Here is a 26,605-nt window from a genome sequence, read left to right on the forward strand (position 1 = left end):
CGAAAATGGTCGGGCTCCTGTCAGGGGGCAGTCAGGTCAATCGCTAAGACCTTGTACCCGGACGCGCGCCGTTCCGCTACGGAGCATGCCGATTTTTTCTGCGGCGGCCCGTGACAGGTCGATCAGGCGGCCGCGTGTGTGTGGCCCGCGGTCGTTGATGCGGACCACCACGCTACGCTGGTTGGCAAGGTTGGTGACCAGTACACGGCTGCCGAACGGCAGGCTTCGGTGGGCGGCGGTGAGGCCGTGCTGGTTGAAGGCTTCGCCGCTGGCGGTGCGGTTGCCATGGTGGCGGGAGCCGTAATAGGAGGCGGTGCCGGTCTTGTCGTATCCGCGGGGGTCGATGTCGTGGCTGGCGCAGCCGGCCAACAGTGAGAAGAGGGCAAAGGTGGCGAGGGGGCGTTTTAGCAAGTCGATGCTCCGGTGCTGCCAGTGGGGCCGCTGTGCGGCCCGTCGCGGATCATCCCCAGCCTGTGGAAGGGGGTGATCCGCGAACGAGGGCAAAGCCTCGCAGGGCTACAAGGGTGAAACAATCACCCTTCGAGCTTGGCCTTGAGCAATTGGTTCACTTGCCCCGGGTTGGCCTTGCCTTTCGATGCCTTCATCGCCTGGCCGACGAAGAAGCCGAACATCTTGCCGCGCTTGGCCTCGTCGGCGGCGCGGTACTGTTCGACCTGTTCGGCGTTGGCGGCCAGTACCTCGTCCAGCATCTTGTCGATCGCGCCGGTGTCGGTGACCTGCTTGAGGCCTTTGCTTTCGATGATGCTGTCGGCATCGCCTTCACCGGCGGCCATTGCCTCGAACACAGTCTTGGCGATCTTGCCGCTGATGGTGTTGTCGCGGATACGCAGCAACATGCCACCGAGTTGCTCGGCGCTGACCGGCGCCTGGTCGATCTCGATACCCAGCTTGTTCAGCAGGCTGCCCAGCTCGACCATGACCCAGTTGGCGGCCAGCTTGGCGTCGCCGCCGATCTTGACCACCTGTTCGAAGTAGTCCGCCTGCTCGCGGCTGGACGCCAGCACGTTGGCGTCGTAAGCCGACAGGCCGTATTGGCTCTGGAAGCGCTCGACTTTCTGCGGCGGCAGCTCCGGCAGGCCGGCGCGGACGGTTTCGAGGAAGCTGTCCTCGATGACCACCGGCAGCAGGTCCGGGTCGGGGAAGTAACGGTAGTCGTTGGCCTCCTCCTTGCTGCGCATGGAGCGGGTCTCGTCCTTGTTCGGATCGTACAGGCGGGTTTCCTGGATGACCTTGCCACCGTCCTCGATCAGGTCGATCTGGCGCTGGATTTCGCTGTTGATCGCACGCTCGATGAAGCGGAACGAGTTGACGTTCTTGATTTCGCAGCGGGTGCCGAACTCGGTCTGGCCTTTTGGCCGGATCGATACGTTGCAGTCGCAGCGCAGCGAGCCTTCGGCCATGTTCCCGTCGCAGATGCCCAGGTAGCGCACCAGTGCGTGGATCGCCTTGACGTAGGCGACCGCTTCCTTGGCGCTGCGCATGTCAGGCTCGGAGACGATTTCCAGCAGCGGCGTGCCGGCACGGTTCAGGTCGATACCGGTGGAACCGCTGAAGTCTTCGTGCAGGCTCTTGCCGGCGTCTTCCTCAAGGTGCGCACGGGTTACGCCGATGCGCTTGATGGTGCCGTCCTCCAGGGCGATGTCCAAGTGGCCCTTGCCGACGATCGGCAGGTCCATCTGGCTGATCTGGTAGCCCTTGGGCAGGTCGGGGTAGAAGTAGTTCTTGCGTGCGAACACGTTGCGCTTGCCGATTTCGGCATCGATCGCCAGGCCGAACATGCAGGCCATGCGCACGGCTTCCTGGTTCAGCACCGGCAATACGCCGGGCATGCCCAGGTCAACCAGGCTGGCCTGGGTGTTCGGCTCGGAGCCGAAGGTGGTGGCGCTGCCGGAGAAGATCTTCGACTGGGTGGCCAGCTGGGTATGAATCTCCAGCCCGATCACAACTTCCCATTGCATGTGTGAATTCCTCAGAAGCCGTTGGGGGCGCGGGTGTGCCAGTCGGTGACTTGCTGGTAGCGGTGCGCGACGTTGAGCAGGCGGCCTTCCTGGAAGTACGGGGCCAGCAGCTGTACGCCGACCGGCAGGCCATCGACGAAACCGGCTGGCATCGACAGGCCCGGCAGGCCCGCCAGGTTGGCGGTGATGGTGTAGACGTCTTCAAGGTAGGCGGCGACCGGGTCGCTGTTCTTGGCGCCGAGCTTCCAGGCCGGGTTTGGCGTGGTCGGGCCGAGGATCAGGTCGACGCCTTCGAAGGCGGCCATGAAGTCGTTCTTGATCAGGCGGCGGATCTGCTGCGCCTTGACGTAGTAGGCATCGTAGTAACCCGCCGACAGGGCATAGGTGCCGACCATGATGCGCCGTTGTACTTCGGCACCAAAGCCTTCGCCACGGGAGCGCTTGTACAGGTCGGTCAGGTCCTTGGGCTCTTCACAGCGGTAGCCGAAGCGCACACCGTCGAAACGCGAGAGGTTGGAGGACGCCTCGGCAGGCGCGATCACGTAGTACGCCGGGATGGCATGCTGCATGTTCGGCAGGCTGATTTCCTTGATCACCGCGCCGAGCTTTTCCAGTTCCTTGACGCTGGCCTGTACCCGTTCGGCGATGCGCGGGTCGAGGCCGGCACCGAAGTATTCCTTCGGCAGGCCGATGCGCAGGCCTTGCAGCGAGGCGTTGAGGTTGGCGCTGTAGTCCGGTACCGGCTCGTCGATGCTGGTGGAGTCCTTGGCATCGAAACCGGCCATGCCTTGCAGCAGCAGGGCGCAGTCCTCGGCGGTGCGGGCCAGCGGGCCGCCCTGATCGAGGCTCGAGGCGTAGGCGATCATGCCCCAGCGCGAAACACGACCGTACGTCGGCTTGAGGCCGGTGAGGTTGGTGAGTGCTGCCGGCTGACGGATCGAACCGCCGGTGTCGGTGCCAGTGGTGACCGGCAGCAGGCGCGCCGCCACGGCCGCCGCCGAACCGCCGGACGAGCCACCTGGCACGTGCTCGAGGTTCCACGGGTTCTTCACCGCGCCATAGTGGCTGGACTCGTTGGCCGAGCCCATGGCGAATTCGTCCATGTTGGTCTTGCCCAGGGTGACCATGCCGGCTTGGGCCAGCTTGGCGACCACAGTCGCGTCATACGGCGCCTTGAAGTTGTCGAGCATCTTCGAGCCGCAGCTGGTACGCACGCCGTTGGTGCAGAACAGGTCTTTGTGGGCGATCGGCGCACCCAGCAGCACGCCCACCTCGCCAGCGGCGCGGCGGGCGTCGGCGGCACGGGCCTGGCCCAGGGCCAGCTCCTCGGTGACGCTGATGAAGCTGTTCAGTTGTGGGTCGAGCTGCTTGATACGCGCCAGCAGGGCGCCGGTCAGCTCTTCGGAGGAAAACGACTTGTCGGCGAGTCCGCGGGCGATCTCGGCCAGGGTCAATTGATGCATGGCAGGCTCTATCCCTTACTCGATGACTTTGGGAACCAGGTACAGACCGCTTTCGGTCGACGGCGCGATGGCTTGGTAGGCATCGCGCTGGTTGCTTTCGGTGACCTGGTCGGGGCGCAGGCGCTGGCTGGCCTCCAGGGGGTGGGCCAGGGGCTCGATGCCAGTGGTGTCGACCGCTTGCATCTGGTCGACCAGCCCGAGAATGCTGTTCAGTGCATCGGTAATGCGTGGCAGTTCGCCTTCATTCAGGCCCAGGCGGGCCAGATGGGCGATCTTTTCCACGTCGCAGCGTTCAAGCGCCATGGGAATCTCCAGGGGAAACAAAGAACGGAATAGGGTCCGTGATGAGGAACATGTCGGCATTCTGGCGGTCATACGGCCGCGATCATCTGCTGGCTTGCTCGGAAAAACGACCAATTTAACATATTGGCTCCTTGCCCAAAATCCCTGCCATTGTTAGAGTTTGCCGCACTTTTTTACCCACGCTTTCCCCAGGGTCACTTTCCCATGTTCAAGAAACTGCGTGGCATGTTTTCCAGCGATCTTTCCATCGACCTGGGTACTGCCAACACCCTTATTTACGTGCGTGAGCGCGGTATCGTCCTGAATGAGCCCTCGGTTGTTGCCATCCGTACCCACGGCAACCAGAAAAGCGTCGTGGCCGTCGGTACCGAAGCCAAGCGCATGCTGGGCCGTACGCCTGGCAACATTGCCGCCATTCGTCCGATGAAGGACGGCGTCATCGCCGACTTCAGCGTTTGTGAAAAAATGTTGCAGTACTTCATCAACAAGGTTCACGAAAACAGCTTCCTGCAGCCCAGCCCTCGCGTGCTGATCTGCGTGCCGTGCAAGTCGACCCAGGTAGAGCGCCGCGCCATTCGCGAGTCGGCCCTGGGGGCCGGTGCCCGTGAAGTGTTCCTGATCGAAGAGCCGATGGCAGCGGCCATCGGTGCCGGCCTGCCGGTGGAAGAAGCCCGTGGTTCGATGGTCGTCGATATCGGCGGTGGTACCACCGAAATCGCCCTGATCTCGCTGAACGGTGTGGTCTACGCCGAATCCGTACGCGTTGGCGGCGACCGCTTCGACGAAGCCATCGTCACCTACGTGCGCCGCAACTACGGCAGCCTGATCGGCGAGTCCACCGCCGAACGCATCAAGCAGGAAATCGGCACGGCCTACCCGGGCGGCGAAGTGCGCGAAGTCGATGTCCGTGGCCGTAACCTGGCCGAGGGCGTGCCGCGTGCCTTCACCCTGAACTCCAACGAAGTGCTCGAGGCCCTGCAAGAGTCTCTGGCGACCATCGTTCAGGCGGTCAAGAGTGCCCTGGAGCAATCGCCGCCGGAGCTGGCCTCCGATATCGCCGAGCGTGGCCTGGTGCTGACCGGTGGCGGCGCGCTGCTGCGTGACCTCGACAAGCTGCTGGCTCAGGAAACCGGCCTGCCGGTGATCGTCGCCGAGGATCCGCTGACCTGTGTCGCCCGTGGCGGCGGTCGCGCCCTGGAGATGATGGACAAGCACGCGATGGACCTGCTCTCCAGCGAGTGATAATCGCAGCGATCGAGCGCCCGGTTTACAGGTAGCACGCGCAGTGCTACCTGTATGTGCTGGGCTGGCGTCCGTTCGGGCGTCGTTTCCGTCAACCCGCAACCAGGCTGGTGCGTTGTCCCATGTCCAATGACCTCCTGAGTCGTCCACGAGGAACGGCCCATTAAACCGCTTTTCTCCAAGGGCCCTTCGCTGGGCGTTCGCCTGCTCGTCTTGGTGGTGCTGTCGGTCGCGCTGATGGTGGTCGACGCGCGCTTCGACGTGCTCAAGCCCGTGCGCAGCCAGATGGGCCTGGTGCTGATGGAGTCGTACTGGATCACCGACCTGCCGCAGCGCATGTGGCAAGGCGTGGCGGGCCAGTTCGGCAGCCGTACCGAACTGATCGCGGAAAACGAGAAGCTCAAGACCGAGGCCCTGCTGCTGCAGGGGCGCCTGCAGAAGCTGGCGGCCCTGACCGAGCAGAACGTGCGTCTGCGTGAGCTGCTCAACTCGTCGGCCCTGGTCAACGAGAAGGTCGAGGTGGCCGAGCTCATCGGTGTCGACCCCAACCCGTTCACCCACCGCATCCTGATCAACAAAGGCGAGCGCGACGGCGTGTTCCTGGGCCAGCCGGTGCTCGATGCCCGTGGCTTGATGGGCCAGGTGGTCGAACTGATGCCCTATACCTCACGGGTACTGCTGCTCACCGACACCACCCATAGCATCCCGGTGCAAGTCAACCGCAACGGCCTGCGCGCCATCGCCAGCGGCACCGGTAACCCGGAGCGTCTGGAGCTGCGCCATGTGGCGGACACCGCCGACATCAAGGAGGGTGACCTGCTGGTCAGTTCAGGCATGGGCCAGCGCTTCCCGGCAGGCTATCCGGTGGCCACGGTCAACGAGGTGATCCACGATTCCGGCCAGCCATTCGCCATTGTGCGCGCCATCCCCACCGCGGCGCTTAACCGCAGCCGCTACATGCTGCTGGTGTTCAGCGACCGGCGCACGCCGGAGCAGCGTGCAACCGAGGCGGCGATTGCCCAGGAAGAGGCCGATCGCAAAGGCGCCGAAGGCAGCGGCCAGCCTGCCGCCAGTGGCGCGCACGAGTCACCGGCCAGTGCGCCGGCCGCCGCCCCTGCAGCCCCTGCCAGCCCCGCCGCCGCCGCGCCAGCGGCGCCCGCTCAACCCCGGAGGCAATGATGGCCAAATCGCGCCGCAACCACGGCTGGGTCATCTGGCTGACGTTCGCTATCGGCCTGCTGCTCAGCGTCTCGCCGATGCCTCAGTTCCTGGAAATGTTCCGGCCCATGTGGCTGGCGCTGCTGGTGTCGTTCTGGACCCTCATGGTGCCGAACAAGGTCGGCATGACCACCGCGTTCATGCTGGGGCTGGCCGAGGACGTGCTGTATGGCACCCTGCTTGGGCAGAACGCCCTGATCCTCACCCTGATCACCTTCCTGGTACTGTCCCTGCAGCAGCGCCTGCGCATGTTCCCGATGTGGCAGCAGAGCCTGGTGATCCTGGTGATCTTTGGTATCGCTCAATTGATCCAGCTGTGGCTCAGCGCGCTTACCGGCAATCGCTTGCCCACCCTGGCCCTGGTGTGGTCGGCGGTGATCAGCGCCTTGCTCTGGCCATGGATCAGCTATGCCCTGCGCGATTTGCGCCGGCGCTTGCATATCAACTGACGGCGCTGCCGCCACTGACAGGGAGATGTCTGCATGAAACCACTTTACCTGGCCTCCGGCTCACCCCGTCGTCGCGAACTGCTGACCCAGATCGGCGTGCCGTTCAGCATCACCAGTGCCCCCATCGATGAAACCCCCTTGCCCGATGAAAGCGCCGTGGCCTATGTCGAACGCCTGGCGCGGGCGAAAGCCGAAGCCGGCCTTGCCAGTGTTGGCGGGCCGGCAGTGGTGCTGGGGGCAGACACTGCGGTGGTGCTCGATGGTCGTATTCTCGGCAAACCGGAAAACCGCGAACATGCCCTGGCCATGCTGGGCGACCTGGCCGGTCGCGAGCATCAGGTGCTGACGGCAGTAGCGCTGAGCGATGGGCAGTGCTGCCTGAGTGTCTGCGTGACCAGCAAGGTGCGTTTTCGCCCTATCAGCGTCGAAGAGGCCCAGCGCTACTGGGCCAGTGGCGAACCGGCGGACAAAGCCGGCGGCTACGCTATTCAAGGCCTGGGCGCGGTGTTCGTCACCGGCCTCCAAGGCAGCTACTCGGCAGTGGTCGGCCTGCCCCTGAGCGAAACGGCCGAACTGCTCGCTCAATTCGGTATTGCCTGGTGGCAGGTACCGGCGCTTTTGCCTGAGGTAACAAACCAGCAGTAGCCAGCCCGGCACCCGCGATCCATCATTACCGAAGACCTTTGACGAGAGCCTGCCATGAGTGAAGAGATCCTGATCAACATCACCCCGATGGAGTCACGTGTGGCGGTGGTGGAAAACGGGGTGCTGCAGGAAGTGCACGTCGAGCGCACCCTGCGCCGTGGCATTGTCGGCAATATCTACAAAGGCAAGGTAGTCCGCGTGCTGCCGGGCATGCAGGCGGCGTTTGTCGACATCGGCCTTGAGCGCGCCGCGTTCATTCATGCTTCGGAAATATCCCAGCGAGAAGGCTCGGCGGTAGAAACCATCACCGCACTGGTGCATGAAGGCCAGGCCTTGGTGGTGCAGGTGACCAAGGACCCGATCGGTACCAAGGGCGCCCGCCTGACCACGCAGCTGTCGATCCCGTCGCGCTACCTGGTGTACATGCCGCGCAGCAGCCATGTCGGTATTTCCCTGAAAATCGAAGACGAAGCCGAGCGTGAACGCCTCAAACAGGTGGTCAGCAACTGCATGGACAGCGAGGACATCAAGGACGCCGGTGGTTTCATCCTGCGTACCGCCGCCGAGGGCGCGCGCGCCGAAGAGATCCTGCAGGACATCCGCTACCTGCGCCGTCTGTGGGAGCAGATCGGCAGCCAGATCAAAACCTGCGGCGCTCCTACGGTCATTTACGAAGACCTCGGCCTGGCGCTGCGTACGTTGCGGGACCTGGTCAACCCGAAGATTGAGAAAATCCGCATCGATTCGCGGGAAACGTTCCAGAAAACCACGCAGTTCGTTGCCGAATTGATGCCGGAGATCGCCGACCGGCTGGAACATTACCCCGGCGAGCGACCGATCTTCGACCTGTATGGCGTCGAGGATGAAATCCAGCGTGCACTGGAGCGCAAGGTACCGCTCAAGTCTGGAGGCTACCTGGTGGTCGACCCCGCCGAGGCGATGACCACCATCGACGTCAACACCGGTGCATTCGTTGGCCACCGCAACCTCGAAGAGACCATCTTCAAGACCAACCTCGAAGCGGCCACGGCCATTGCCCGGCAACTGCGCCTGCGCAACATCGGCGGGATCATCATCATCGACTTCATCGACATGGAAGACGAAGAGCACCAGCGTCAGGTGCTGCGTACCCTGGAAAAGCAGCTCGAGCGAGATCATGCCAAGACCAACATCATCGGCATCACCGAGCTGGGGCTGGTGCAGATGACTCGCAAGCGCACCCGCGAAAGCCTCGAGCAGGTGCTGTGCGAGCCCTGCGTGGCTTGTCAGGGCCGCGGCAAGCTGAAAACCCCAGAAACAATCTGCTACGAAATCTTCCGCGAGATCCTCCGTGAAGCCCGTGCCTATCAGGCCGAAGGCTATCGGGTGCTGGCCAACCAGAAGGTGGTCGACCGTCTGCTCGACGAAGAGTCAGGTAATGTGGCCGAGCTGGAAGCCTTCATCGGCCGAACCATTCGCTTCCAGGTCGAGTCGATGTATTCGCAGGAACAATACGATGTGGTGCTGCTCTGAGGCTTCTTGACGCGCGCCATTTGATGGCTGGGCTGGCAAAAACGGCCCAGGCAGCCATCATGGATAAACGAACCGGAGGGCCGTGGCCATGGGACGTCTGACCCGCGTTCTTGTTGCCTTGACCCGTTGGGGACTAGGGATCTGCGCCTTGCTGGCAGTGCTGGTGGCGGTTTACGTCAGCCTCGGGCGCGAGCTGGTGCCGTTGGTGGCCGAGTACCGTGCAGACGCCGAACAGAAGGCCGAGCAGGCGTTAGGCATGCCGGTGCATGTCGGTGCCCTGGAAGGGCGCTGGAGTGGCCTGGCGCCGGTACTGCGGGTGCGTGACCTGCAACTGGGCGAGGGCGCTGCTGCTCTGCGCCTGGATGATGTCAGGCTGGTGCCCGATCTGTGGGCGAGCCTGACCTCCCGCGAGCTGCGCCTGGCGCATATCCAGCTCTCGGGGTTGCAACTGATCCTGCGTGAGAACGAGCAGGGCGAATGGGCCCTGGAAGGCCTGCCGAAAAAAGACGACGCGCCGCTGGACCCGGCCGAGCTGCTGCAGCGCCTGCGCCAATTGGGGCGCATTGATGTGTTCGACAGCCAGGTCACCCTGCAGCCCTGGCAGCGTGACCCGTTGACGCTTACCTATGTCAGCCTCGGCCTTAAAGCCGGCACCTCGCGCCAGGCCCTGGACCTGCGCGCGACCTTGCCCGATGGCCAGCCCATGGCGCTCAACCTGCGCAGCAGGGCAACGGCCAAGGCCTGGCGCGACGGCCAGTTCGAGGCTTATCTAAGCCTGCCACAAAGCGACTGGGCACGCTGGTTGCCGCCACGGCTTCTCGGCCAATGGCATGCGGATGCACTGCGCGCCGGAGGCGAGTTCTGGGTCGACTGGCGCAAAGGCCAACTGCAGCAGGCAGCGGTCCGACTCAACGCCCCACAGCTGCGGGGTGCCTATGCCGAGCGTAAAGCTGTCACGCTGGATAACCTGGCCATGTCGGCCTGGCTGCAGCGCCAGGACCAGGGCTTCGATGTGGTGGTCGATTCGCTGGCTGCCAACATTGGCAAGGCCCGTTGGGAGTCGCACCTGCAGGTGCGCCAACGCATGGGTGAAGACCCCTCGGCCGAGCGCTGGCAGGTGCAGGCAGACCGCCTCGACCTCACGCCACTCACCCCGCTGATCAATGCCCTGGCGCCGCTGCCAGAAAAACTCATGACCGTGGTCGATGCCTTGAACGTCACTGGCGCGCTGCGCAATGTGCGTCTTGAAGTGCGACCCAAGGCCGAAGGCGACCAGCGTTTGCAGTTTGCCGCCAACCTGGAAAAGGTCGGCTTCGATGCCTACCATGGCGCCCCGGCTGCAGGCAATGTGAGCGGCAGTATCAGCGGCGATCTGGGGCACGGCGAGCTGCGTCTGGATACCGACGCATTCATGCTGCACCTCTACCCGATCTTCGCCAAACCCTGGCATTACCAGAAAGCCAACGCGCGCCTGACCTGGGCGCTCGACAAGGACGGCTTCACCCTGATCGCCCCTTACCTGAAGGTACTGGGTGAAGAGGGCAAGATTGCCGGGGATTTCCTGATTCGCCTGCTGTTCGCCGAAGGCACCGAGAGCTATATGGACCTGCGCGTCGGCCTGACCGAAGGCGATGGCCGTTACACGGCCAAATACCTGCCCGAGGTGCTCAGCCCGGCCCTGGATGAATGGCTGCGCAGTGCCATCGTCAAAGGCAATGTGGACCAGGGCTATTTCCAGTACCAGGGTTCGCTCAACCACGGTGCTTCGCCGCAGGCGCGCAGTATCAGCCTGTTCTTCAAGGTGCACGACGCTGCTTTGGACTTCCAGCCTGGCTGGCCACAGGTGCAGCATGTCGAGGGTGATGTGCTGATCGAAGACAGCGGCGTGCGCATCAAGGCCAGAAAAGGCCTGTTGCTGGGTACTCAGGTCAGCGATGTCAGCGTCGACATTCCCCATGTCGATGGCGATCAGCACAGCCACCTGTACCTTGATGGCGATTTTGACGGCAGCCTTGGCGATGGCTTGAAGATTCTCAAGCAGGCGCCGATTGGTACCGAGGAGATCTTTGCCGGTTGGGAAGGCGAGGGGCCGCTCAAGGGGCGCGTCAAGCTCGATATCCCCTTGGCCCATGGCGAGCGGCCGAAGGTGCTGGTCGATTTCGCCACCAACGATGCCCGCTTGAAGGTGGCGCCGCCCAGCCTGGAGCTAAGCCGCCTCAAAGGCGAGTTCAGTTTCGACCTGGACAAGGGGCTCAGTGGCCGGGACATCGCCCTACAGGCGTTCGGCAAGCCTGTCACTGCGCAGATCACCGCCCAAGGGCAGCCAGGGCAGATGCAGACGCGCATCAGTGCCAGCGGCCAGGTATCGCTCAAGGCCCTGACCGACTGGTTGCAGTTCAAGCAGGCGTTGCCTGCTTCGGGTGACTTGCCCTACCAGTTGCAGCTCAATCTGGGGAGCAGTGACAACAGCCTGAACGTGAACTCGTCGCTCAAAGGCCTTGCCATCGACCTGCCGGCCCCGTTCGGCAAAACTGCGGCGGATACCCGAGACAGCCGTTTCAGCATGAACCTGCAAGGCACCCAGCGGCGCTTCGATGGAGCCTACGCCGAGCTTGCGCGCTTTGCCTATGCCGCACCCGCCGACAACTTGGCCCAGGGCCGTGGTGAGTTGCTGCTGGGGACTGGACAGGCGCAGGTCCCTTCCGGCCAAGGCTTGCGTGTACGCGGGCGGTTGCAGAGCCTGGACCTGGCGCCCTGGCAAGAGCAGATGTCGCGCCTGGGCGGTGATGACCCAGGCGGCAGTGCCCGTCAGACCCTGCAGAGCGTCGACTTGAGCATTGGCCAACTGAAGGCCTTTGGCATGGACCTGAACCAGGCGGTGGTACGCATGGCCCGTGGCGGCCCTGCCTGGGATCTGCGGCTGGACAGCAGGGAAGTCATCGGTAACGCGCGCCTGCCCGACGCCAAGGGTGCGGCGATGACGGTGCGCTTGCAGACCCTGCGCCTGCCTGCCGCTGACCCCGCCGAAGCGCAAGCGGAGGAGGGCCCTGACCCGCTGGCCTCTTTCGATCCGCGTAAGGTGCCGGCGCTGGACCTGACCATCGACAAGCTGTATCGCGGTGATGATCTGTTCGGCAAGGTTGCCCTGAAACTCCGGCCGACCGCCCGCGGCGTGGCGGCGCAGGACATCGACCTGGACCTCAAGGGGCTACACATCGACGGTAGCGGCGCGTGGGAGGGTAACCCGGGTGCCACCAGCAGTTGGTATAAGGGACGCCTGGATGGCAAGAACCTGGGTGACGTGCTTGAGGCCTGGGGCTTCGCCCCCACCGTGACCAGTCGCGATTTTCGCCTGGATGTGGACGGTCGCTGGCCTGGCTCACCTGCCTGGGTCGGCCTCAAACGTTTCTCTGGCAGCATGGATGCGGCGTTGCGTACAGGGCAGTTCGTCGAGGTGGAAGGTGGGGCCCAAGCCCTGCGTGTGTTCGGCCTGCTCAATTTCAACTCCATTGGCCGCCGCTTGCGCCTGGACTTTTCCGACCTGTTCGACAAAGGCCTGGCCTATGACCGGATCAAAGGTCTGCTGGTCGCCAGTGACGGTGTCTACGTGACCCGTGAGCCGATCGCCGTTACTGGGCCATCGAGCAATTTTGAGCTCGACGGCACCTTGGACCTGGTTCGTGACCGGGTCGACGCCAACCTGCAGGTATCACTGCCAGTGACCAACAACCTGCCCCTGGCGGCGCTGATCGTCGGTGCACCGGCGGTCGGCGGGGCGCTGTTCCTGGTCGATCGGCTGATCGGCGACCGGGTTTCGCGCTTTGCCAGTGTGCACTATCGGGTCGAAGGGCCGTGGAAAGAGCCTAGAATCACCTTTGTGAAACCCTTCAACAAATAGTGTCAGGAGCGCCCATGAAGGTAGCGGTAATCCAGATGGTCAGCCAGGACGATGTGCTGGCCAACCTGCAACGCGCGGGCGCCCTGCTTGAACAAGCCGCATACGGCGGCGCACGGCTGGCGGTACTGCCAGAAAACTTCGCGGCCATGGGCCGCAAGGACGCTGCCGCAATTGGCCGGGCAGAGGCGCTGGGTGAAGGGCTGATCCTGCCGTGGTTGAAACGCACGGCTCGCGACCTCAGATTATGGATAGTGGCCGGCACATTGCCGTTGCCGCCTGCCGCCCAGCCCGATGCCAAGGCCCATGCCTGTTCGCTGCTGATCGACGAGCACGGCGAAGTGGTTGCGCGGTACGACAAGCTGCACCTGTTCGATGTCGACGTGGCCGATAACCGTGGCCGCTACCGTGAGTCCGACGACTATGCCCATGGCGCTCGCGTAGTGGTGGCTGACACGCCGGTGGGGCGCCTGGGGTTGAGTGTTTGTTATGACCTGCGTTTCCCCGAGCTGTACAGCGCTCTGCGCGGCGCCGGTGCACAACTGATTACGGCACCGGCCGCGTTTACTGCGGTCACAGGGGCAGCGCATTGGGAAGTGCTGATTCGTGCACGCGCCATCGAGACCCAATGTTATGTCCTGGCCGCCGCGCAGGGTGGTACCCATCCAGGCCCACGGGAAACCCACGGGCATGCGGCGATCGTCGACCCTTGGGGGCGGATCGTCGCCGAACAGGCGCAAGGCGAAGCGGTATTGCTCGCCGAGCGTGACAGTGATGAACAGGCGTCCATTCGGGCGCGCATGCCGGTTGCCTCGCACCGGCGCTTTTTCTCGCAGGACGCCTTGCGGCCTGCGCACACCTCGGAGTGACTATGAGCCAGATGTTATCCACCGTCAGCGAGCAGCTCCTGGCCCCAGGCGGACTGACCCTGGACAGCCTGCAGGCTGTGCTGGGGGAGTTGGCAGGCCCGGGCATCGACGCCGCCGACCTGTACTTCCAGGGCCAGATCTCGGAAACCTGGGCGCTGGAGGACGGCATCGTCAAGGAGGGTAGCTTCAACCTCGACCAAGGCGTGGGCGTGCGTGCCCAGTCGGGTGAGAAAACCGGTTTTGCCTACAGCAACGCCATCAACCATGAAGCACTGACCTCGGCGGCACGTGCCGCCCGTTCGATTTCCCGTGCTGGCCAGAATGGCACGGTCCAGGCCTTCCGCAGCCAGGATGTAACGGCCTTGTATGCGCCAGACAACCCACTGGATGTCCTCAGCCGTGCCGAGAAGGTCGAGCTGCTAAAGCGCGTCGATGCCGCTACGCGGGCGCTGGATCCGCGTATCCAGCAGGTCAGCGTGAGCATGGCCGGGGTCTGGGAGCGCATTCTGATTGCAGCCGCTGACGGCAGCCTGGCGGCCGATGTGCGGCCGCTGGTGCGCTTCAATGTCAGTGTCATCGTCGAACAGAATGGCCGCCGTGAGCGCGGCGGCCAAGGTGGCGGCGGGCGTACCGACTATCGCTTCTTCACCGAGGAGCGGGTCATGGGCTATGCCCGTGAGGCACTGCGCCAGGCCTTGGTGAACCTGGAAGCGATCCCTGCGCCTGCTGGCACCTTGCCGGTAGTGCTGGGCTCCGGCTGGTCGGGGGTACTGTTGCATGAAGCGGTAGGCCATGGCCTGGAAGGCGACTTCAACCGCAAGGGCAGCTCCGCCTTCAGTGGCCGTATTGGTGAAAAAGTCGCATCGAGCCTGTGCACCATCGTCGACGACGGTACCCTCGAAGGCCGTCGTGGCTCGCTGAGCGTTGACGACGAAGGCACGCCGACCGAATGCACCACGCTCATCGAGAACGGTGTGCTCAAGGGCTACATGCAGGACAAGCTCAATGCGCGCCTGATGGGCATGGCCGTGACCGGCAATGGCCGTCGAGAATCCTACGCTCATCTGCCGATGCCACGCATGACCAACACCTACATGCGTGCCGGCGAAAGCGACCCGCAGGAAATCATCGCGTCGGTGAAGAAGGGCATCTACTGCGCCAATCTCGGCGGCGGCCAGGTAGATATCACCAGCGGCAAGTTCGTGTTCTCCACCAGCGAAGCGTATCTGATCGAAGACGGCAAGATCACTGCTCCGGTGAAGGGCGCGACGCTGATCGGCAATGGCCCTGAGGCAATGAGCCGGGTGTCGATGGTCGGCAACGACCTGGCGCTGGACAGTGGCGTGGGGACGTGTGGCAAGGATGGGCAATCGGTGCCGGTTGGGGTAGGGCAGCCGACCTTGAAGCTGGACGCGATCACCGTCGGTGGTACCGGCGCCTGATGGCCTTCAGGGCCTGCGTGGGAGCGGGCTTGACCTGTGCAGAAAGCGACCCGGTGCTGGCTGGCACCGGCTTCGCCGAGGGTTGCGGGACAGGCCCGCTCCCCAAGGGGTTGCGTACCGACCTGTCAGCGCAGGCCGCGCTGCAATTCATCGAGGTCGCGGATGTACTTGAACACCTTGCGCGCAGCGGCAGGCGGTTTGTTCCGCGCTTTCTCGTGTTGCGCGTGACGGATCAGCGAACGCAGTTGCTGACGGTCGGTTTCGGGGTACTCGTTGACGAAGCGCTCAAGGTCTTCGTCATTACCGTCGATCAGGCGGTCACGCCAGCGTTCCAGGTTGTGGAAGCGCTCGTTGTATTGGCGGCTGGAGCTGTCGATCTGCTCGAGTACCGCGTGGATGGCGTCCAGGTCCTGGTCGCGCATCAGCTTGCCGACGAACGACATGTGGCGTTTGCGTGCGCCATGGGCAGTGTGCTTGGAGGCGTCGGCCAGCGCCTTGCGCAGTTCGTCGGTCAGCGGCAGGCGTGCCAGGGTATCGGCCTTGACCGTGGTCAGTCGCTCGCCGAGTTCGACCAGTGCATGCAGTTCGCGCTTGATCTGGGTTTTGCTTTTTTCGCCGTCGAAGGCGTCGTCGTATGAATCAACCATGGTGGCAGTCCGCTAGAAATCGCCGCCATGATAACCAGTCGGGGGCCGCTTGTCCGGCCCGGTCGTAGAATGACCCCTGCCGAACGCAGAATTTGAGTGGAGAAAACCATGAGTGCAGTCCAGAGCGTAGGCCCGAAGGACCTGCCAGCGTTGCAGGAACAGGTCGAAGCGATCATCGCCGAGGCGCGCCAGCAGGGCGCCAGTGCCTGCGAAGTGGCGGTGTCGCTGGAGCAGGGCCTGTCCACCACCGTACGCCAGCGTGAGGTCGAAACGGTTGAGTTCAACCGCGACCAGGGCTTTGGCATCACCCTCTATGTTGGCCAGCGCAAGGGGTCGGCCAGCACCTCGGCCAGTGGCCCGGAAGCAATTCGTGAAACCGTTGCCGCCGCGTTGGCGATTGCCAAGCACACCTCCGAGGACGAGTGCGCGGGCCTGGCCGACGCGGCGCTGATGGCCCGTGAAATCCCGGACCTCGATCTCTATCACGACTGGGATATCGAGCCAGAGAAGGCCATCGAAATGGCGCTGGCCTGCGAGGCTGCGGCATTTGACGCCGACAAGCGCATTCTCAACGCCGATGGCACGACCCTCAATACCCACCAGGGTTGCCGTGTGTACGGCAACAGCCATGGGTTCATCGGCGGTTATGCCTCGACTCGGCACAGCCTGAGCTGCGTGATGATCGCCGAGGGCGAAGGGCAGATGCAGCGGGATTACTGGTATGACGTAAACCGTCAGGGCAACCTGCTGGCCGACCCGCGCAGCATCGGCCTGCGTGCCGCCCAGCGTGCCGCCAGCCGTCTTGGCGCACGCCCGGTGAAGACCTGCGAGGTACCGGTACTGTTCTCTGCCGAGCTGGCCGGTGGCCTGTTCGGCAGCTTCCTGTCGGCCATTTCCGGCGGCAACCTGTACCGCAAGTCGTCGTTCCTTGACGGTGCCATCGGGCAACGGCTATTCCCCAGCTGGCTGACCCTTGACGAGCGCCCGCACATTCCACGCGCGCTGGGCAGCGCCGCATTCGACGGTGATGGGCTGGCTACCTATGCCAAGCCCTTCGTCGACAAAGGTGAGCTGGTGTCCTATCTGCTGGGTACCTATTCAGGGCGCAAGCTGGGGCTACCTAGCACAGCGAATGCCGGTGGCGTGCATAACCTCTACGTCACCCATGGCGTGGAAGACCAGGCAGCACTGATCCGTCGCATGGGGCGCGGGTTGCTGGTGACCGAGTTGATGGGGCATGGCCTGAACATGGTGACCGGGGATTATTCCCGTGGGGCGGCGGGCTTCTGGGTCGAGAACGGCGAAATCCAGCATGCCGTTCAGGAGGTGACCATCGCCGGTAATATGAAAGACATGTTCCAGCAGATTGTCGCGATTGGTAGCGATCTTGAAACCCGCAGCAATATTCATACGGGATCGGTACTAATCGAGCGCATGACTGTCGCCGGTAGCTGATCCTTTCACGTTGTAGACTGATTTGCATAACCCGGCCCTCGCGCCGGGTTTTTTACTTTCGTCGCACCCCTCTTGAAGTGATTCTATTTATCACTTAATAATGAATATCATTATCCAGTAACCCCGGCGATGATGTTCATGAAACCCGTCCTGCGCGAACTGCCTTACCTGGAAAACTGGCGCTGGCTCAGCCGGCGCATCCGCTGTGCGCTCGAACCTGATGAGCCGCGCCTGATCGAGCACTACCTGGCCGAGGGCCGGTACCTGGTGTGCTGCACCGAAACTGCGCCATGGACGGTGGCACTCACCTCCTTCCGCCTGCTGCTCGATACCGCGTGCGACCGCATGCTTCCCTGGCATTGGCGCTGTCAGTGCCTGGACCAGGCCTGGCGGCCGTTGCTCGACCTGCGCAACCTCGATCGCCGCGAACACAACCAGCGCTGGCAGCCCTATGCCCTGCAACTGGCCAATTGCCGGTTGTTGCCGTCGATTTCTCCCGATGAACTGATGCAAGGATTTGATGATGAGTGATACCCGTATCGAGCGTGACAGCATGGGTGAACTGCAGGTGCCGGCCCAGGCCCTGTATGGTGCCCAGACCCAGCGCGCGGTCGACAACTTCCCGATCAGCGGCCAACGTATGCCAGCCCAGTTCATTCGTGCCCTGTTGCTGGCCAAGGCCGCTGCTGCCAAGGCCAATATCGAGCTGGAGCAGATCTCGGCAGGGCAGGGCCAGGCGATCGTCCAGGCGGTGGAGCAACTGCTGGCCGGCGATTTCATCCCGCACTTCCCGGTCGATGTATTCCAGACTGGCTCCGGCACCAGCTCGAACATGAACGCCAACGAGGTGCTCGCCACCTTGGCCAGCCGAGTGCTCGGCGAGCCGGTCAATGCCAACGATCACGTCAACTGTGGCCAGAGCAGCAACGACATCATCCCGACCACTATCCATGTCAGCGCCGCGTTGGCGCTGCACGAGCAGTTGCTGCCCGCACTGGGTCACCTGGTTCAGGTGATCGAAGCCAAGTCGGTGCAAGTGCGCCAGTACGTGAAGACGGGCCGTACTCACCTGATGGATGCCATGCCGGTGCGCATGAGCCAGGTGCTTGAGGGTTGGGCTGCACAGGTCAATGCTGCCAAGGGGCATCTCGAAGCGATCCTGCCGAGCCTGCAAGCCCTGGCTCAGGGGGGGACCGCTGTAGGCACCGGAATCAACGCCCATCCGCAGTTTGCCGCGGGTTTCGCACGTCAACTCAGCGCCTTGACCCAGGTCAAGTTCACCCCGGGTGAGAACCTGTTCGCCCTCATCGGCTCCCAGGACACCGCCGTAGCGCTGTCCGGGCAACTCAAGACGACCGCCGTGGCGCTGATGAAAATCGCCAACGACCTGCGCTGGATGAACTCAGGCCCATTGGCAGGTCTTGGAGAAATCGAGCTGCAAGGGTTGCAGCCTGGCTCCTCGATCATGCCGGGCAAGGTCAACCCGGTCATTCCCGAGGCCACTGCCATGGTTGCCGCTCAGGTCATCGGCAACGACGCGACCATCGCCGTGGCAGGCCAATCGGGCAACTTCGAGCTCAACGTGATGTTGCCGGTGATCGCCCGCAATCTGTTGGAGAGCATCGAGCTGATGGCCAATGCCAGCCGCCTGTTGGCCGACAAGGCCATTGCAACCTTCAAGGTCAACGAAGGCAAGCTCAAGGAAGCCTTGGCGCGCAACCCGATCTTGGTCACAGCGCTAAATCCGATCATCGGCTACCTCAAGGCCGCGGAGATCGCCAAGACCGCCTACAAGCAAGGTCGCCCGATCATCGATGTGGCGCTTGAGCACACCGATCTGTCGCGTGATCAGCTCGAGGCGCTGCTGGACCCTGAAAAACTCACCGCCGGCGGAATCTGACCCGCGTCAGCGCGCATGAGTCATCAGCGCGCAGGAGGAACGTCATGCAGCACTGGAAACGCACCACTGAAACCGCCAATCGCCTGTTCGAGCAGGGTGAGCTGGTCGATGCTCGCGAACACTATCTGCAAGCGCTGGCCTTGGCCCAAGTGCTGTTCGAGCGCTGGCATGACGTCGATGAAGCGGTGGCGGCATTTGTCATTGCCCACCACAACCTGGCGGACCTGCACCTGCGCCTGAACCAGCCGCACGAGAGTGCCGATTACTTGTGCGCTGCTCATCAGCGCTTGCTGCAAGCCAGCCAGGAGCCCCGCCTGGCGCAGCCGTTGCGAGATGCCGCACTGCGTCACAGCGGGCGAACCTACACCGAGCTCCTGAGTTTCATCGCCGAGTACGGCCAGTATCCGCGAACCGAGCGCCTGCTCAACCGCCACGTGCCAGCCGCCAGTGAACTGGCAGCCCAGCCGGGCCTGGCATCCAGCCCTCAAGCCTACGGAATCCATTGATATGCCCCATACCTTGCCTGCATTGCCTTACGCCTACGATGCGCTGGAGCCGCACATCGATACCCAGACCATGGAGATTCATCACACCAAGCATCACCAGACCTATGTCAACGGCCTCAATGCTGCCATCGAAGGTACCGAGTGGGCCGAATGGCCGGTCGAAAAACTCGTCGGCGCAGTCAAGCAACTACCCGAGGCCCTGCGCGGTGCGGTGACCAACCACGGTGGTGGCCACGCCAACCACTCACTGTTCTGGACGGTCATGTCGCCGCAAGGGGGTGGTCAGCCACAGGGCCAGGTGGCCGACGCCATCGACACAGGGCTGGGTGGTTTCGAGGCATTCAAGGACGCCTTCACCAAAGCTGCGCTGACCCGCTTCGGCAGCGGCTGGGCCTGGCTCAGCGTCACCCCGGAGAAACATCTGGTGGTGGAAAGCAGCGGCAACCAGGACAGCCCGCTGATGCACGGCAACACGCCGATCCTCGGCCTGGATGTGTGGGAGCATGCCTACTACCTGAAGTATCAGAATCGTCGCCCGGAATACATCAGTGCTTTCTACAACGTCATTGATTGGGCGGAAGTGGAACGTCGTTATCTCGAAGCCTTGAAGTGAGTCGACCCGGTATGCGCTCGGAGGTGATGTCTGTCAGCAGTGTGCGCCTGTTCCGCCTGGCGCTAGGCACCTTGTTGCTCCTGGTCGGCACGGCTCTGCTGGTGGCACGGGGTATCGCCTGGCTGGACCTGGAGCCGCGTATGCTGCGTGCTCTGGAAGGCGGCGCATTGTGCGCGTTGGGGACGGCGCTGGGCGCGGTACCGGTGCTGGTCATTCGCAACATGCCGGTGGCCCTGGCCGATACCCTGCTGGGCTTTGGTGCCGGCGTGATGCTGGCCGCCACAGCGTTTTCCCTGATCATACCGGGGTTGGACGCGGCACAAGCCCTCGGTTTCAGCCCGTGGGGTGCCGGTGGCCTGGTCAGTTTCGGCTTGTTGTTCGGCGCCTTCTGCTTGTTCGTTGTCGACCTCAAGGTGTCTGGCGCTTCGCCAGAGGCCTTGGTCGGCAGTGAAAACCAGCCGGTGATCGCGGCGCGAATCTGGTTGTTCGTCATCGCCATCATCGCCCACAACATACCTGAAGGCATGGCCATTGGTGTGTCAGCCGGTGGCGGCATGCCCGATGCCGACAGCCTGGCCATGGGCATTGCCTTGCAGGATGTGCCCGAAGGCCTGGTCATTGCGCTGGTATTGGCAGGGGCGGGGATGCCGCGGTTCAAGGCATTTCTGATTGGTGCCGCATCGGGGCTGGTGGAGCCCCTGGCGGCAGTGATCTGTGCCTGGCTGGTGAATGTTGCACAGCTGCTATTGCCTCTGGGCCTGGCCTGTGCAGCGGGCGCGATGTTGTTGGTGGTGACCCAGGAAATCATCCCCGAGTCGCGCAGCAACGGGCACCACCGCTTGGCCAGCCTTGGGCTATGTATCGGGTTTTGCCTGATGATGGTGATGGATACAGCGATGTCGTGAAGGACCTGGAGCGGGAGCTGTCTTTGTCAGCGCGGCTGGTCACTCGGCGAAGATGACGCCGTTATTCGCCTTCGTCGAAGTAGTTGTTGATCAACGTCACCAGCGCCTCCAGGGCTTCGCTGTCCTGCTCACCTTCGGTGTGCAGGTGCACCTGGGTGCCTTTGCCCGCAGCCAGCATCATCACGGCCATGATGCTCTTGCCGTCAACCAGCTTGTCAGGCGCACGCCCGACCCGCACCTGGCAGGGGAAACGCCCGGCCACGCCGACGAACTTGGCTGCCGCCCGGGCGTGTAGCCCCAGCTTGTTGATGATGGTGATTTCGCGGGCGGGCATCGTGGTGCGGATCCTGTGGGCTAGAGGTCGCGGTGGCGGACCTGGACGTTTTTCAGGGACTGTTGCAGCAATTGGCCAAGGCGTTCGGTGATGTACACCGAGCGGTGGTGGCCGCCGGTGCAGCCGATGGCGATAGTGACATAGGCCCGATTGCTGGCAGCAAAGCGTGGCAGCCATTTGAGCAGGTAGCTGGAAATGTCGTTGAACATTTCTTCGACATCCGGCTGTGCGGCAAGGTAGTCGATTACCGGTTGATCCAGGCCGGAATGCTCGCGCAGCTCAGGCTTCCAGTAGGGGTTGGGCAGACAGCGCACATCGAACACCACGTCGGCGTCGACCGGCATGCCTCGCTTGAAGCCAAATGATTCGACCAGGAAGGCGGTGCCGGGCTCGGGCTGGTTGAGCAAGCGCAGCTTGATCGAGTCGCGCAGTTGGTAGAGGTTGAGGTTGGTGGTGTCGATCTTCAGGTCGGCAAGGTCGGAGATCGGCCCGAGCAACTCGCTTTCCACGCGGATTGCCTCCGCCAGCGAGCGGTCTGCGTTGGTCAACGGGTGGCGCCGTCGCGTCTCGGAGAAGCGCTTGAGCAGCGTGTCTTCGTCGGCGTCGAGAAACAGCACGTCACATTGGATATGGCGGCCACGGGCTTCTGCCAGCAGGTCCGGGAAGCGCGACAAGTGGCTCGGCAGGTTACGCGCATCGATCGAAACGGCCACCTTGGGTTGCAGCAGCTCGGTATTGATCAGTGCGTTTTCAGCCAGTTGCGGCAGCAGGCCGGCGGGCAGGTTGTCGATACAGTAATAGCCGTTGTCTTCCAGCACATCGAGGGCGGTACTCTTGCCGGAGCCGGACCGGCCGCTGACGATGATCAGGCGCATGTTCAGTGCTCGTTCTGTACGTCCAGGACAACCTGGTACAGGGCCTCGCTGCTATTGGCAGCACGCAGGCGATCGCGGACCTCCTTGCGATCGAGCATGCTGGCAATCTGGCGCAGCAATTCGAGATGGGCGTCGGTGGCAGCCTCGGGCACCAGCAGGACGAACAGCAGGTCGACCGGCGCACCATCGATGGCGTCGTAGTCGATTGGAGCGTCCAGGTGCAGCAAGGCGCTGACGGGGGCAGTGCATCCTTCGATCCGGCAGTGGGGAATGGCAATGCCATTACCGAAGCCGGTGGAGCCGAGCTTTTCACGAGCGATGAGTTTTTCGAAGACGACCTGCATCTCCAACTCGGGTACTTGTTCGGCAATGAGGTTGGCGACCTTTTCAAGGGCGCGTTTCTTACTGCCGCCCGGCACGTTCACGAGGGAACGGCCGGGGGTCAGGATGGTTTCAAGTCGGATCATGGATGAGGGGGATCAGCGGGCGGCTGCACCTTGCAGCAGGCTTTGCTGTTTTTCCTTGTGTTTTTTCAGTTGGCGGTCGAGCTTGTCGGCCAGGGCGTCGATCGCTGCATACATGTCTTCGTGTTCGGCGTTGGCAACCACTTCGCCGCCGGGAATCTGCAAGGTCGCTTCGACCTTCTGCTGCAGCTTCTCGACTTTCATGATGACCTGCACGTTGGTGATCTTGTCGAAGTGACTCTCCACGCGGGCGAGCTTTTCAAGCACATAATCGCGCAGCGGTTGAGTGACTTCTACATGCTGTCCACTGATATTGACTTGCATACAGCTTCTCCTTTGTTGCCCGTGCATAAAGAGGCAGGTATTGCACCTGCCCCACAAACGCTATGGCACATCTCAGGGGCTACATCAGTCGCTTGCGCTCGCTCGACGGTGCGATGCCGAGGGACTCGCGGTACTTGGCGACGGTGCGACGGGCTACCTGGATGCCTTGTGCCTCCAGTAAACCAGCGATCTTGCTGTCACTCAATGGCTTTTTCTGATTTTCCGCCGCTACCAGTTTCTTGATGATCGCGCGGATGGCCGTGGACGAGCATTCTCCGCCTTCGGCGGTGCTCACATGGCTTGAGAAAAAGTATTTCAGTTCGTAGATGCCGCGGGGGGTATGCATGTATTTCTGCGTGGTCACCCGCGAAATGGTCGATTCGTGCATGCCCACCGCTTCGGCGATGTCGTGCAGCACCAGAGGTTTCATCGCCTCGTCGCCGTAGTCGAGGAAACCGCGTTGATGCTCGACGATCTGGGTGGCGACCTTCATCAGCGTTTCGTTGCGGCTTTGCAGGCTTTTAATGAACCACCGAGCTTCCTGCAGCTGGTTGCGCATGAAGGTGTTGTCGGCGCTGGTGTCGGCACGGCGGACGAACCCGGCATACTGCGGGTTGACCCGCAGGCGGGGGATCGCTTCCTGGTTCAGCTCGACCAGCCAGCGGTCGCTGTCCTTGCGCACGATGACATCGGGTACCACGTATTCTGGCTCGCTCGACTCGATCTGCGAGCCAGGGCGTGGGTTGAGGCTCTGTACCAGCTCAATGACCTGGCGCAGCTCGTCTTCCTTGAGTTTCATCCGGCGCATCAGCTGGCTATAGTCGCGGCTGCCGAGCAGGTCGATGAAATCGGTGACCAGGCGCTTGGCCTCGGCCATCCAGGGTGTGTTGGCCGGCAGTTGGCGCAATTGCAGCAACAGGCATTCGCCCAGGTTGCGCGCGCCGACACCTGCTGGCTCGAACTGCTGGATGCGGTGCAATACCGCTTCGACCTCGTCAAGCTCGATGTCCAGCTCCGGGTCGAAGCCTGCGCAAATCTCTTCGAGCGTGTCTTCCAGGTAGCCCTGGCCGTTGATGCTGTCGATCAAGGTGACGGCGATCAGTCGGTCGGTATCGGACATCGGTGCCAGGTTCAGCTGCCACAGCAGGTGGCTTTGCAGGCTCTCGCCGGCCGAGGTGCGGGTGGTGAAATCCCACTCGTCATCATCGTTGCTCGGCAGACTGCTGGCGCTGGTCTGGTAAATGTCTTCCCAGGCCGTGTCGACCGGAAGTTCATTGGGGATTCGCTCGTTCCACTCACCGTCTTCCAGGCTTTCGGCACTGCTGGTGCTTTCCTGGAAGCTGTTGTCCTGGACCTCGGCGGCCGGCTTGTTCTCGGCGTTGTCCGCCATGGGGTCGCTGTTGTCGAAGTCGTCGCCGTCTTCCTGACGTTCGAGCATCGGATTGGACTCCAGCGCTTCCTGGATTTCCTGCTGAAGGTCCAGGGTGGAGAGCTGAAGTAGGCGGATGGCCTGTTGCAACTGCGGGGTCATCGTCAGTTGCTGGCCCATTTTTAGGACGAGCGATGGTTTCATGGCAGGGGCTTAATACCTTGTTCGCCGGCGCGCATGCGCCATCCACTACACGAGGGCGCCGAGGCGCCAAATTCAAGCAAGTTTTATGCCTTAAATTGTAGCGTTTGCCTAGAGCACTGTAACAACTTAAACCCCGCCAGGGCGGGAAAGCCAGTGCTCCAGGCGCGTCCCGGGGTCAGAGCCGGAACTCGTGACCCAGGTAGACCTCTTTGACCAGGTCGTTGGCCAGGATGGTCTGGGCATCGCCTTCGGCGATCAGCTGGCCATCGTTGACGATGTACGCGGTTTCGCAGATATCCAGGGTTTCACGGACGTTGTGGTCGGTGATCAGTACGCCGATGCCCTTGGCCTTGAGGTGGTGGATGATCTGCTTGATGTCGCCGACCGAGATCGGGTCGACGCCGGCAAAAGGTTCGTCGAGCAGAATGAACTTTGGTGCGGTCGCGAGGGCGCGGGCAATTTCGACCCGGCGGCGCTCGCCCCCGGACAGGCTCATGCCGAGGTTGTCGCGGATGTGGCTGATGTGGAACTCCTGCAGCAGGCTTTCCAGCTCCTTGCGGCGGCCATCGCGGTCGAGTTCCTTGCGGGTCTCGAGGATGGCCATGATGTTGTCGGCCACCGACAGCTTGCGGAAGATCGAGGCTTCCTGCGGCAGGTAGCCGATACCGGCGCGAGCGCGGCCGTGCATGGGCTGGTGGCTGACATCGAGGCTGTCGATCAGGACGCGGCCCTGATCGGCCTGGACCAGGCCGACGATCATGTAGAAGCAGGTGGTCTTGCCGGCGCCGTTGGGGCCGAGCAGGCCGACGATCTGGCCGCTGTCGATCGACAGGCTGACGTCACGCACGACCTGACGCCCCTTGTAGCTCTTGGCCAGGTGCTGGGCTTTGAGGGTTGCCATTTACTCGGCCTTCTTCTTCGGCTGGATCACCATGTCGATGCGCTGACGTGGCTGGGTCACGTTGCCACCGCGACCGGCGGTCGCAACCTGGGTCTTGGTGTTGTAGACGATCTTCTCGCCTTCGGTGGTGTTGCTTTCGTTCTCGACCTTGGCGCGGTCAGTCAGGATCACCGTGTCTTTCTGCGCCTGGTACTGGATGGTCACGGCCCAGCCTTTCATTTTGTCGGGCTTGGCGGCGCTCTGCTGCTGCTCGAAGTAGGCCAGGTTGCCCACCGAGGTCACCACGTCGATGTCGCCATTGGCGGCACGGGTCATGGTCACGGTGTTGCCTTTGATCATCATGGAGCCTTGGGTGATGATCACGTCGCCGGTATAGGTGGCCACGCCTTGCTTGTCGTCCAGGTGCGCGTTGTCGGCCTGGATGCGGATCGGCTGGTCACGGTCGGTCGGCAGGGCGAAGGCGCTCGCGCTTCCCAGTGCTGCGCTCAGGCTGAGCAAAAGGGGGAGGGTTTTAACGAGCCTCATACTGTCCTCTTACGTTAGAGAGCAGGTCCATCCTGCCTTCTTTCAAATACGCTTTCATTCCTTTGCCCGTAGTTGTACCACCGGCGCCGTCGATTCTAACGGCTTGATCGGTCTGCGCATATTGCTTCTGCGGGAACACGGTCATGCGTGAGCTGGTAATGATGGTTTCACGCTGTTTTTCGTCGGTACGGGCCACGCGCACCTGGTCGATCAGTTCGACCTCGGTGCCGTCCGGGTTGACCTCGGCGCGCGCGCTCTGTACGTGCCAAGGGTATTCGGTGCCCCGGTACATGTGCAGGTCGGGCGTGGTCACCAGTGTGACCTCGGTCGCCTTGAGGTGTTCGACCTTGTCGGCCGTCATTTCGTATTGCAGCTTGCCGTCGGGCAGAAACTGCACGCTATGGGCGTTGATCGCATAGTAATCGATGGCGCTTTCGTCGACTTGCGCCACCGGTTTGTCGAGGAAGCTCTCGGGGCTGACATTCCAGTAGCCGATTGCCACCAGCAGGGCGGCGATCACCGCGAGCAGCGCAACATTGCGGGCTTTCTTGCTGAACATGGGCAAC

At 62.8% G+C, this 26,605-nt stretch carries 27 protein-coding genes; 14 read left to right on the forward strand and 13 right to left on the reverse strand.

All coding sequences use genetic code 11. The annotated features are described in order from the left end of the window. Positions 1-36 precede the first annotated feature (36 nt). The 4 genes from L6D80_RS06305 to gatC form a co-directional block, all read right to left on the reverse strand. Positions 37-411: a septal ring lytic transglycosylase RlpA family protein gene (locus L6D80_RS06305; RefSeq protein ID WP_054901054.1), complete on the reverse strand. Its 375-nt coding sequence runs from the start codon at positions 409-411 to the stop codon at positions 37-39. A gap of 122 nt (positions 412-533) precedes the next feature. After that, positions 534-1,979: an Asp-tRNA(Asn)/Glu-tRNA(Gln) amidotransferase subunit GatB gene (gene gatB, locus L6D80_RS06310; RefSeq protein WP_054901053.1), complete on the reverse strand. Its 1,446-nt coding sequence runs from the start codon at positions 1,977-1,979 to the stop codon at positions 534-536. Positions 1,980-1,990: 11 nt separating this feature from the next. Further along, a complete protein-coding gene (gene gatA / locus L6D80_RS06315; protein ID WP_176513036.1) occupies positions 1,991-3,442 on the reverse strand; it encodes an Asp-tRNA(Asn)/Glu-tRNA(Gln) amidotransferase subunit GatA in 1,452 nt (483 codons plus the stop codon). Positions 3,443-3,457: 15 nt separating this feature from the next. Next, positions 3,458-3,745 (reverse strand): Asp-tRNA(Asn)/Glu-tRNA(Gln) amidotransferase subunit GatC, encoded by a 288-nt coding sequence (gene gatC, locus L6D80_RS06320; RefSeq protein WP_054901051.1) that lies wholly within the window; start codon positions 3,743-3,745, stop codon positions 3,458-3,460. Positions 3,746-3,949: 204 nt separating this feature from the next. Between gatC and mreB the strand changes: the two genes are divergently transcribed. The 8 genes from mreB to tldD all read left to right on the forward strand — a co-directional run bounded on the left by mreB (position 3,950) and on the right by tldD (position 15,017). Continuing rightward, complete coding sequence (mreB, locus tag L6D80_RS06325; protein WP_003255163.1) at positions 3,950-4,987, forward strand: rod shape-determining protein MreB; 1,038 nt, start codon at positions 3,950-3,952, stop codon at positions 4,985-4,987. A gap of 192 nt (positions 4,988-5,179) precedes the next feature. Next, a complete protein-coding gene (mreC, locus tag L6D80_RS06330; RefSeq protein WP_220462491.1) occupies positions 5,180-6,166 on the forward strand; it encodes a rod shape-determining protein MreC in 987 nt (328 codons plus the stop codon). Further along, complete coding sequence (mreD, locus tag L6D80_RS06335; protein ID WP_054901050.1) at positions 6,166-6,654, forward strand: rod shape-determining protein MreD; 489 nt, start codon at positions 6,166-6,168, stop codon at positions 6,652-6,654. Before mreC ends, mreD begins: the two co-directional genes overlap by 1 nt. Positions 6,655-6,687: 33 nt before the next feature. Further along, positions 6,688-7,299, forward strand: a complete 612-nt coding sequence (locus tag L6D80_RS06340) for a Maf family protein (RefSeq protein WP_176513038.1) — start codon at positions 6,688-6,690, stop codon at positions 7,297-7,299. A gap of 54 nt (positions 7,300-7,353) precedes the next feature. After that, a complete protein-coding gene (gene rng, locus L6D80_RS06345; RefSeq protein WP_054901048.1) occupies positions 7,354-8,811 on the forward strand; it encodes a ribonuclease G in 1,458 nt (485 codons plus the stop codon). Between the two features lie 88 nt (positions 8,812-8,899). After that, complete coding sequence (locus L6D80_RS06350; RefSeq protein ID WP_176513040.1) at positions 8,900-12,709, forward strand: YhdP family protein; 3,810 nt, start codon at positions 8,900-8,902, stop codon at positions 12,707-12,709. 14 nt (positions 12,710-12,723) lie between these two features. After that, entirely contained in the window at positions 12,724-13,575 is an 852-nt protein-coding gene (locus L6D80_RS06355; protein WP_176513043.1) for a carbon-nitrogen hydrolase family protein, read from the forward strand. Positions 13,576-13,577: 2 nt separating this feature from the next. Continuing rightward, complete coding sequence (tldD, locus tag L6D80_RS06360; RefSeq protein ID WP_054901045.1) at positions 13,578-15,017, forward strand: metalloprotease TldD; 1,440 nt, start codon at positions 13,578-13,580, stop codon at positions 15,015-15,017. A gap of 125 nt (positions 15,018-15,142) precedes the next feature. On the opposite strand, the gene yjgA is transcribed toward tldD, so the two are convergent. Then, positions 15,143-15,664 (reverse strand): ribosome biogenesis factor YjgA, encoded by a 522-nt coding sequence (gene yjgA / locus L6D80_RS06365; RefSeq protein WP_054901044.1) that lies wholly within the window; start codon positions 15,662-15,664, stop codon positions 15,143-15,145. Between the two features lie 108 nt (positions 15,665-15,772). On the opposite strand from yjgA, the gene pmbA reads away from it, so the two are divergent. From pmbA to L6D80_RS06395, 6 genes are all read left to right on the forward strand, one after another. Further along, positions 15,773-17,119, forward strand: coding sequence for a metalloprotease PmbA (gene pmbA, locus L6D80_RS06370; protein ID WP_176513045.1), 1,347 nt, complete (start codon positions 15,773-15,775; stop codon positions 17,117-17,119). A 129-nt stretch (positions 17,120-17,248) separates the two neighbouring features. Further along, positions 17,249-17,650 carry a FagA protein gene (locus L6D80_RS06375; protein WP_082422766.1) on the forward strand — a complete coding sequence of 134 codons (402 nt, stop codon included), beginning with the start codon at positions 17,249-17,251 and terminating at the stop codon, positions 17,648-17,650. Then, the gene (locus L6D80_RS06380) at positions 17,643-19,019 is read left to right on the forward strand and encodes a class II fumarate hydratase (RefSeq protein WP_054901042.1); all 1,377 of its coding nucleotides are present in this window, start codon (positions 17,643-17,645) and stop codon (positions 19,017-19,019) included. The genes L6D80_RS06375 and L6D80_RS06380 overlap by 8 nt, the downstream gene beginning before the upstream one ends. Positions 19,020-19,063: 44 nt before the next feature. Further along, a complete protein-coding gene (locus L6D80_RS06385; protein WP_054901041.1) occupies positions 19,064-19,525 on the forward strand; it encodes a hypothetical protein in 462 nt (153 codons plus the stop codon). Position 19,526: 1 nt separating this feature from the next. Beyond that, entirely contained in the window at positions 19,527-20,138 is a 612-nt protein-coding gene (locus tag L6D80_RS06390) for a superoxide dismutase (protein ID WP_176513046.1), read from the forward strand. A gap of 11 nt (positions 20,139-20,149) precedes the next feature. Further along, complete coding sequence (locus tag L6D80_RS06395; RefSeq protein WP_176513229.1) at positions 20,150-21,043, forward strand: ZIP family metal transporter; 894 nt, start codon at positions 20,150-20,152, stop codon at positions 21,041-21,043. Positions 21,044-21,104: 61 nt separating this feature from the next. Here L6D80_RS06395 and L6D80_RS06400 read toward each other — a convergent pair whose 3' ends face one another. The 8 genes from L6D80_RS06400 to lptC all read right to left on the reverse strand — a co-directional run bounded on the left by L6D80_RS06400 (position 21,105) and on the right by lptC (position 26,598). Next, on the reverse strand, positions 21,105-21,377 hold the full coding sequence (locus tag L6D80_RS06400; protein ID WP_054901038.1) for an HPr family phosphocarrier protein: 273 nt from the start codon (positions 21,375-21,377) through the stop codon (positions 21,105-21,107). A 20-nt stretch (positions 21,378-21,397) separates the two neighbouring features. Beyond that, complete coding sequence (gene rapZ, locus L6D80_RS06405; protein WP_054901037.1) at positions 21,398-22,252, reverse strand: RNase adapter RapZ; 855 nt, start codon at positions 22,250-22,252, stop codon at positions 21,398-21,400. Positions 22,253-22,254: 2 nt separating this feature from the next. Then, positions 22,255-22,719, reverse strand: coding sequence for a PTS IIA-like nitrogen regulatory protein PtsN (gene ptsN / locus L6D80_RS06410; RefSeq protein WP_054901036.1), 465 nt, complete (start codon positions 22,717-22,719; stop codon positions 22,255-22,257). Positions 22,720-22,731: 12 nt separating this feature from the next. Next, positions 22,732-23,040: a ribosome hibernation-promoting factor, HPF/YfiA family gene (hpf, locus tag L6D80_RS06415; RefSeq protein ID WP_003255135.1), complete on the reverse strand. Its 309-nt coding sequence runs from the start codon at positions 23,038-23,040 to the stop codon at positions 22,732-22,734. A 79-nt stretch (positions 23,041-23,119) separates the two neighbouring features. After that, positions 23,120-24,613: an RNA polymerase factor sigma-54 gene (locus tag L6D80_RS06420; RefSeq protein ID WP_054901035.1), complete on the reverse strand. Its 1,494-nt coding sequence runs from the start codon at positions 24,611-24,613 to the stop codon at positions 23,120-23,122. Between the two features lie 175 nt (positions 24,614-24,788). Then, entirely contained in the window at positions 24,789-25,514 is a 726-nt protein-coding gene (gene lptB / locus L6D80_RS06425) for an LPS export ABC transporter ATP-binding protein (RefSeq protein WP_054901034.1), read from the reverse strand. Continuing rightward, positions 25,515-26,039 (reverse strand): lipopolysaccharide transport periplasmic protein LptA, encoded by a 525-nt coding sequence (gene lptA, locus L6D80_RS06430; protein ID WP_054901033.1) that lies wholly within the window; start codon positions 26,037-26,039, stop codon positions 25,515-25,517. Beyond that, complete coding sequence (lptC, locus tag L6D80_RS06435; RefSeq protein ID WP_054901032.1) at positions 26,026-26,598, reverse strand: LPS export ABC transporter periplasmic protein LptC; 573 nt, start codon at positions 26,596-26,598, stop codon at positions 26,026-26,028. Before lptC ends, lptA begins: the two co-directional genes overlap by 14 nt. Positions 26,599-26,605 lie beyond the last annotated feature (7 nt).

It is taken from the genome of Pseudomonas ceruminis (assembly GCF_021602025.1).
Lineage (GTDB): Bacteria > Pseudomonadota > Gammaproteobacteria > Pseudomonadales > Pseudomonadaceae > Aquipseudomonas > Aquipseudomonas ceruminis.

What these genes read in the sequence shown, in the direction of transcription:
- lptA (WP_054901033.1), bottom strand. Translation starts at nt 26,039, where the DNA reads ATGAGGCTCGTTAAAACCCTCCCCCTTTTGCTCAGCCTGAGCGCAGCA.
- L6D80_RS06420 (WP_054901035.1), bottom strand. Translation starts at nt 24,613, where the DNA reads ATGAAACCATCGCTCGTCCTAAAAATGGGCCAGCAACTGACGATGACC.
- L6D80_RS06340 (WP_176513038.1), top strand. Translation starts at nt 6,688, where the DNA reads ATGAAACCACTTTACCTGGCCTCCGGCTCACCCCGTCGTCGCGAACTG.
- L6D80_RS06350 (WP_176513040.1), top strand. Translation starts at nt 8,900, where the DNA reads ATGGGACGTCTGACCCGCGTTCTTGTTGCCTTGACCCGTTGGGGACTA.
- L6D80_RS06375 (WP_082422766.1), top strand. Translation starts at nt 17,249, where the DNA reads ATGATGTTCATGAAACCCGTCCTGCGCGAACTGCCTTACCTGGAAAAC.
- L6D80_RS06385 (WP_054901041.1), top strand. Translation starts at nt 19,064, where the DNA reads ATGCAGCACTGGAAACGCACCACTGAAACCGCCAATCGCCTGTTCGAG.
- tldD (WP_054901045.1), top strand. Translation starts at nt 13,578, where the DNA reads ATGAGCCAGATGTTATCCACCGTCAGCGAGCAGCTCCTGGCCCCAGGC.
- ptsN (WP_054901036.1), bottom strand. Translation starts at nt 22,719, where the DNA reads ATGATCCGACTTGAAACCATCCTGACCCCCGGCCGTTCCCTCGTGAAC.
- lptB (WP_054901034.1), bottom strand. Translation starts at nt 25,514, where the DNA reads ATGGCAACCCTCAAAGCCCAGCACCTGGCCAAGAGCTACAAGGGGCGT.
- L6D80_RS06395 (WP_176513229.1), top strand. Translation starts at nt 20,150, where the DNA reads ATGCGCTCGGAGGTGATGTCTGTCAGCAGTGTGCGCCTGTTCCGCCTG.
- lptC (WP_054901032.1), bottom strand. Translation starts at nt 26,598, where the DNA reads ATGTTCAGCAAGAAAGCCCGCAATGTTGCGCTGCTCGCGGTGATCGCC.
- gatB (WP_054901053.1), bottom strand. Translation starts at nt 1,979, where the DNA reads ATGCAATGGGAAGTTGTGATCGGGCTGGAGATTCATACCCAGCTGGCC.
- pmbA (WP_176513045.1), top strand. Translation starts at nt 15,773, where the DNA reads ATGAGTGCAGTCCAGAGCGTAGGCCCGAAGGACCTGCCAGCGTTGCAG.
- yjgA (WP_054901044.1), bottom strand. Translation starts at nt 15,664, where the DNA reads ATGGTTGATTCATACGACGACGCCTTCGACGGCGAAAAAAGCAAAACC.
- L6D80_RS06390 (WP_176513046.1), top strand. Translation starts at nt 19,527, where the DNA reads ATGCCCCATACCTTGCCTGCATTGCCTTACGCCTACGATGCGCTGGAG.
- L6D80_RS06380 (WP_054901042.1), top strand. Translation starts at nt 17,643, where the DNA reads ATGAGTGATACCCGTATCGAGCGTGACAGCATGGGTGAACTGCAGGTG.
- mreD (WP_054901050.1), top strand. Translation starts at nt 6,166, where the DNA reads ATGGCCAAATCGCGCCGCAACCACGGCTGGGTCATCTGGCTGACGTTC.
- gatC (WP_054901051.1), bottom strand. Translation starts at nt 3,745, where the DNA reads ATGGCGCTTGAACGCTGCGACGTGGAAAAGATCGCCCATCTGGCCCGC.
- mreB (WP_003255163.1), top strand. Translation starts at nt 3,950, where the DNA reads ATGTTCAAGAAACTGCGTGGCATGTTTTCCAGCGATCTTTCCATCGAC.
- hpf (WP_003255135.1), bottom strand. Translation starts at nt 23,040, where the DNA reads ATGCAAGTCAATATCAGTGGACAGCATGTAGAAGTCACTCAACCGCTG.
- L6D80_RS06400 (WP_054901038.1), bottom strand. Translation starts at nt 21,377, where the DNA reads ATGCCCGCCCGCGAAATCACCATCATCAACAAGCTGGGGCTACACGCC.
- gatA (WP_176513036.1), bottom strand. Translation starts at nt 3,442, where the DNA reads ATGCATCAATTGACCCTGGCCGAGATCGCCCGCGGACTCGCCGACAAG.
- rng (WP_054901048.1), top strand. Translation starts at nt 7,354, where the DNA reads ATGAGTGAAGAGATCCTGATCAACATCACCCCGATGGAGTCACGTGTG.
- rapZ (WP_054901037.1), bottom strand. Translation starts at nt 22,252, where the DNA reads ATGCGCCTGATCATCGTCAGCGGCCGGTCCGGCTCCGGCAAGAGTACC.
- L6D80_RS06355 (WP_176513043.1), top strand. Translation starts at nt 12,724, where the DNA reads ATGAAGGTAGCGGTAATCCAGATGGTCAGCCAGGACGATGTGCTGGCC.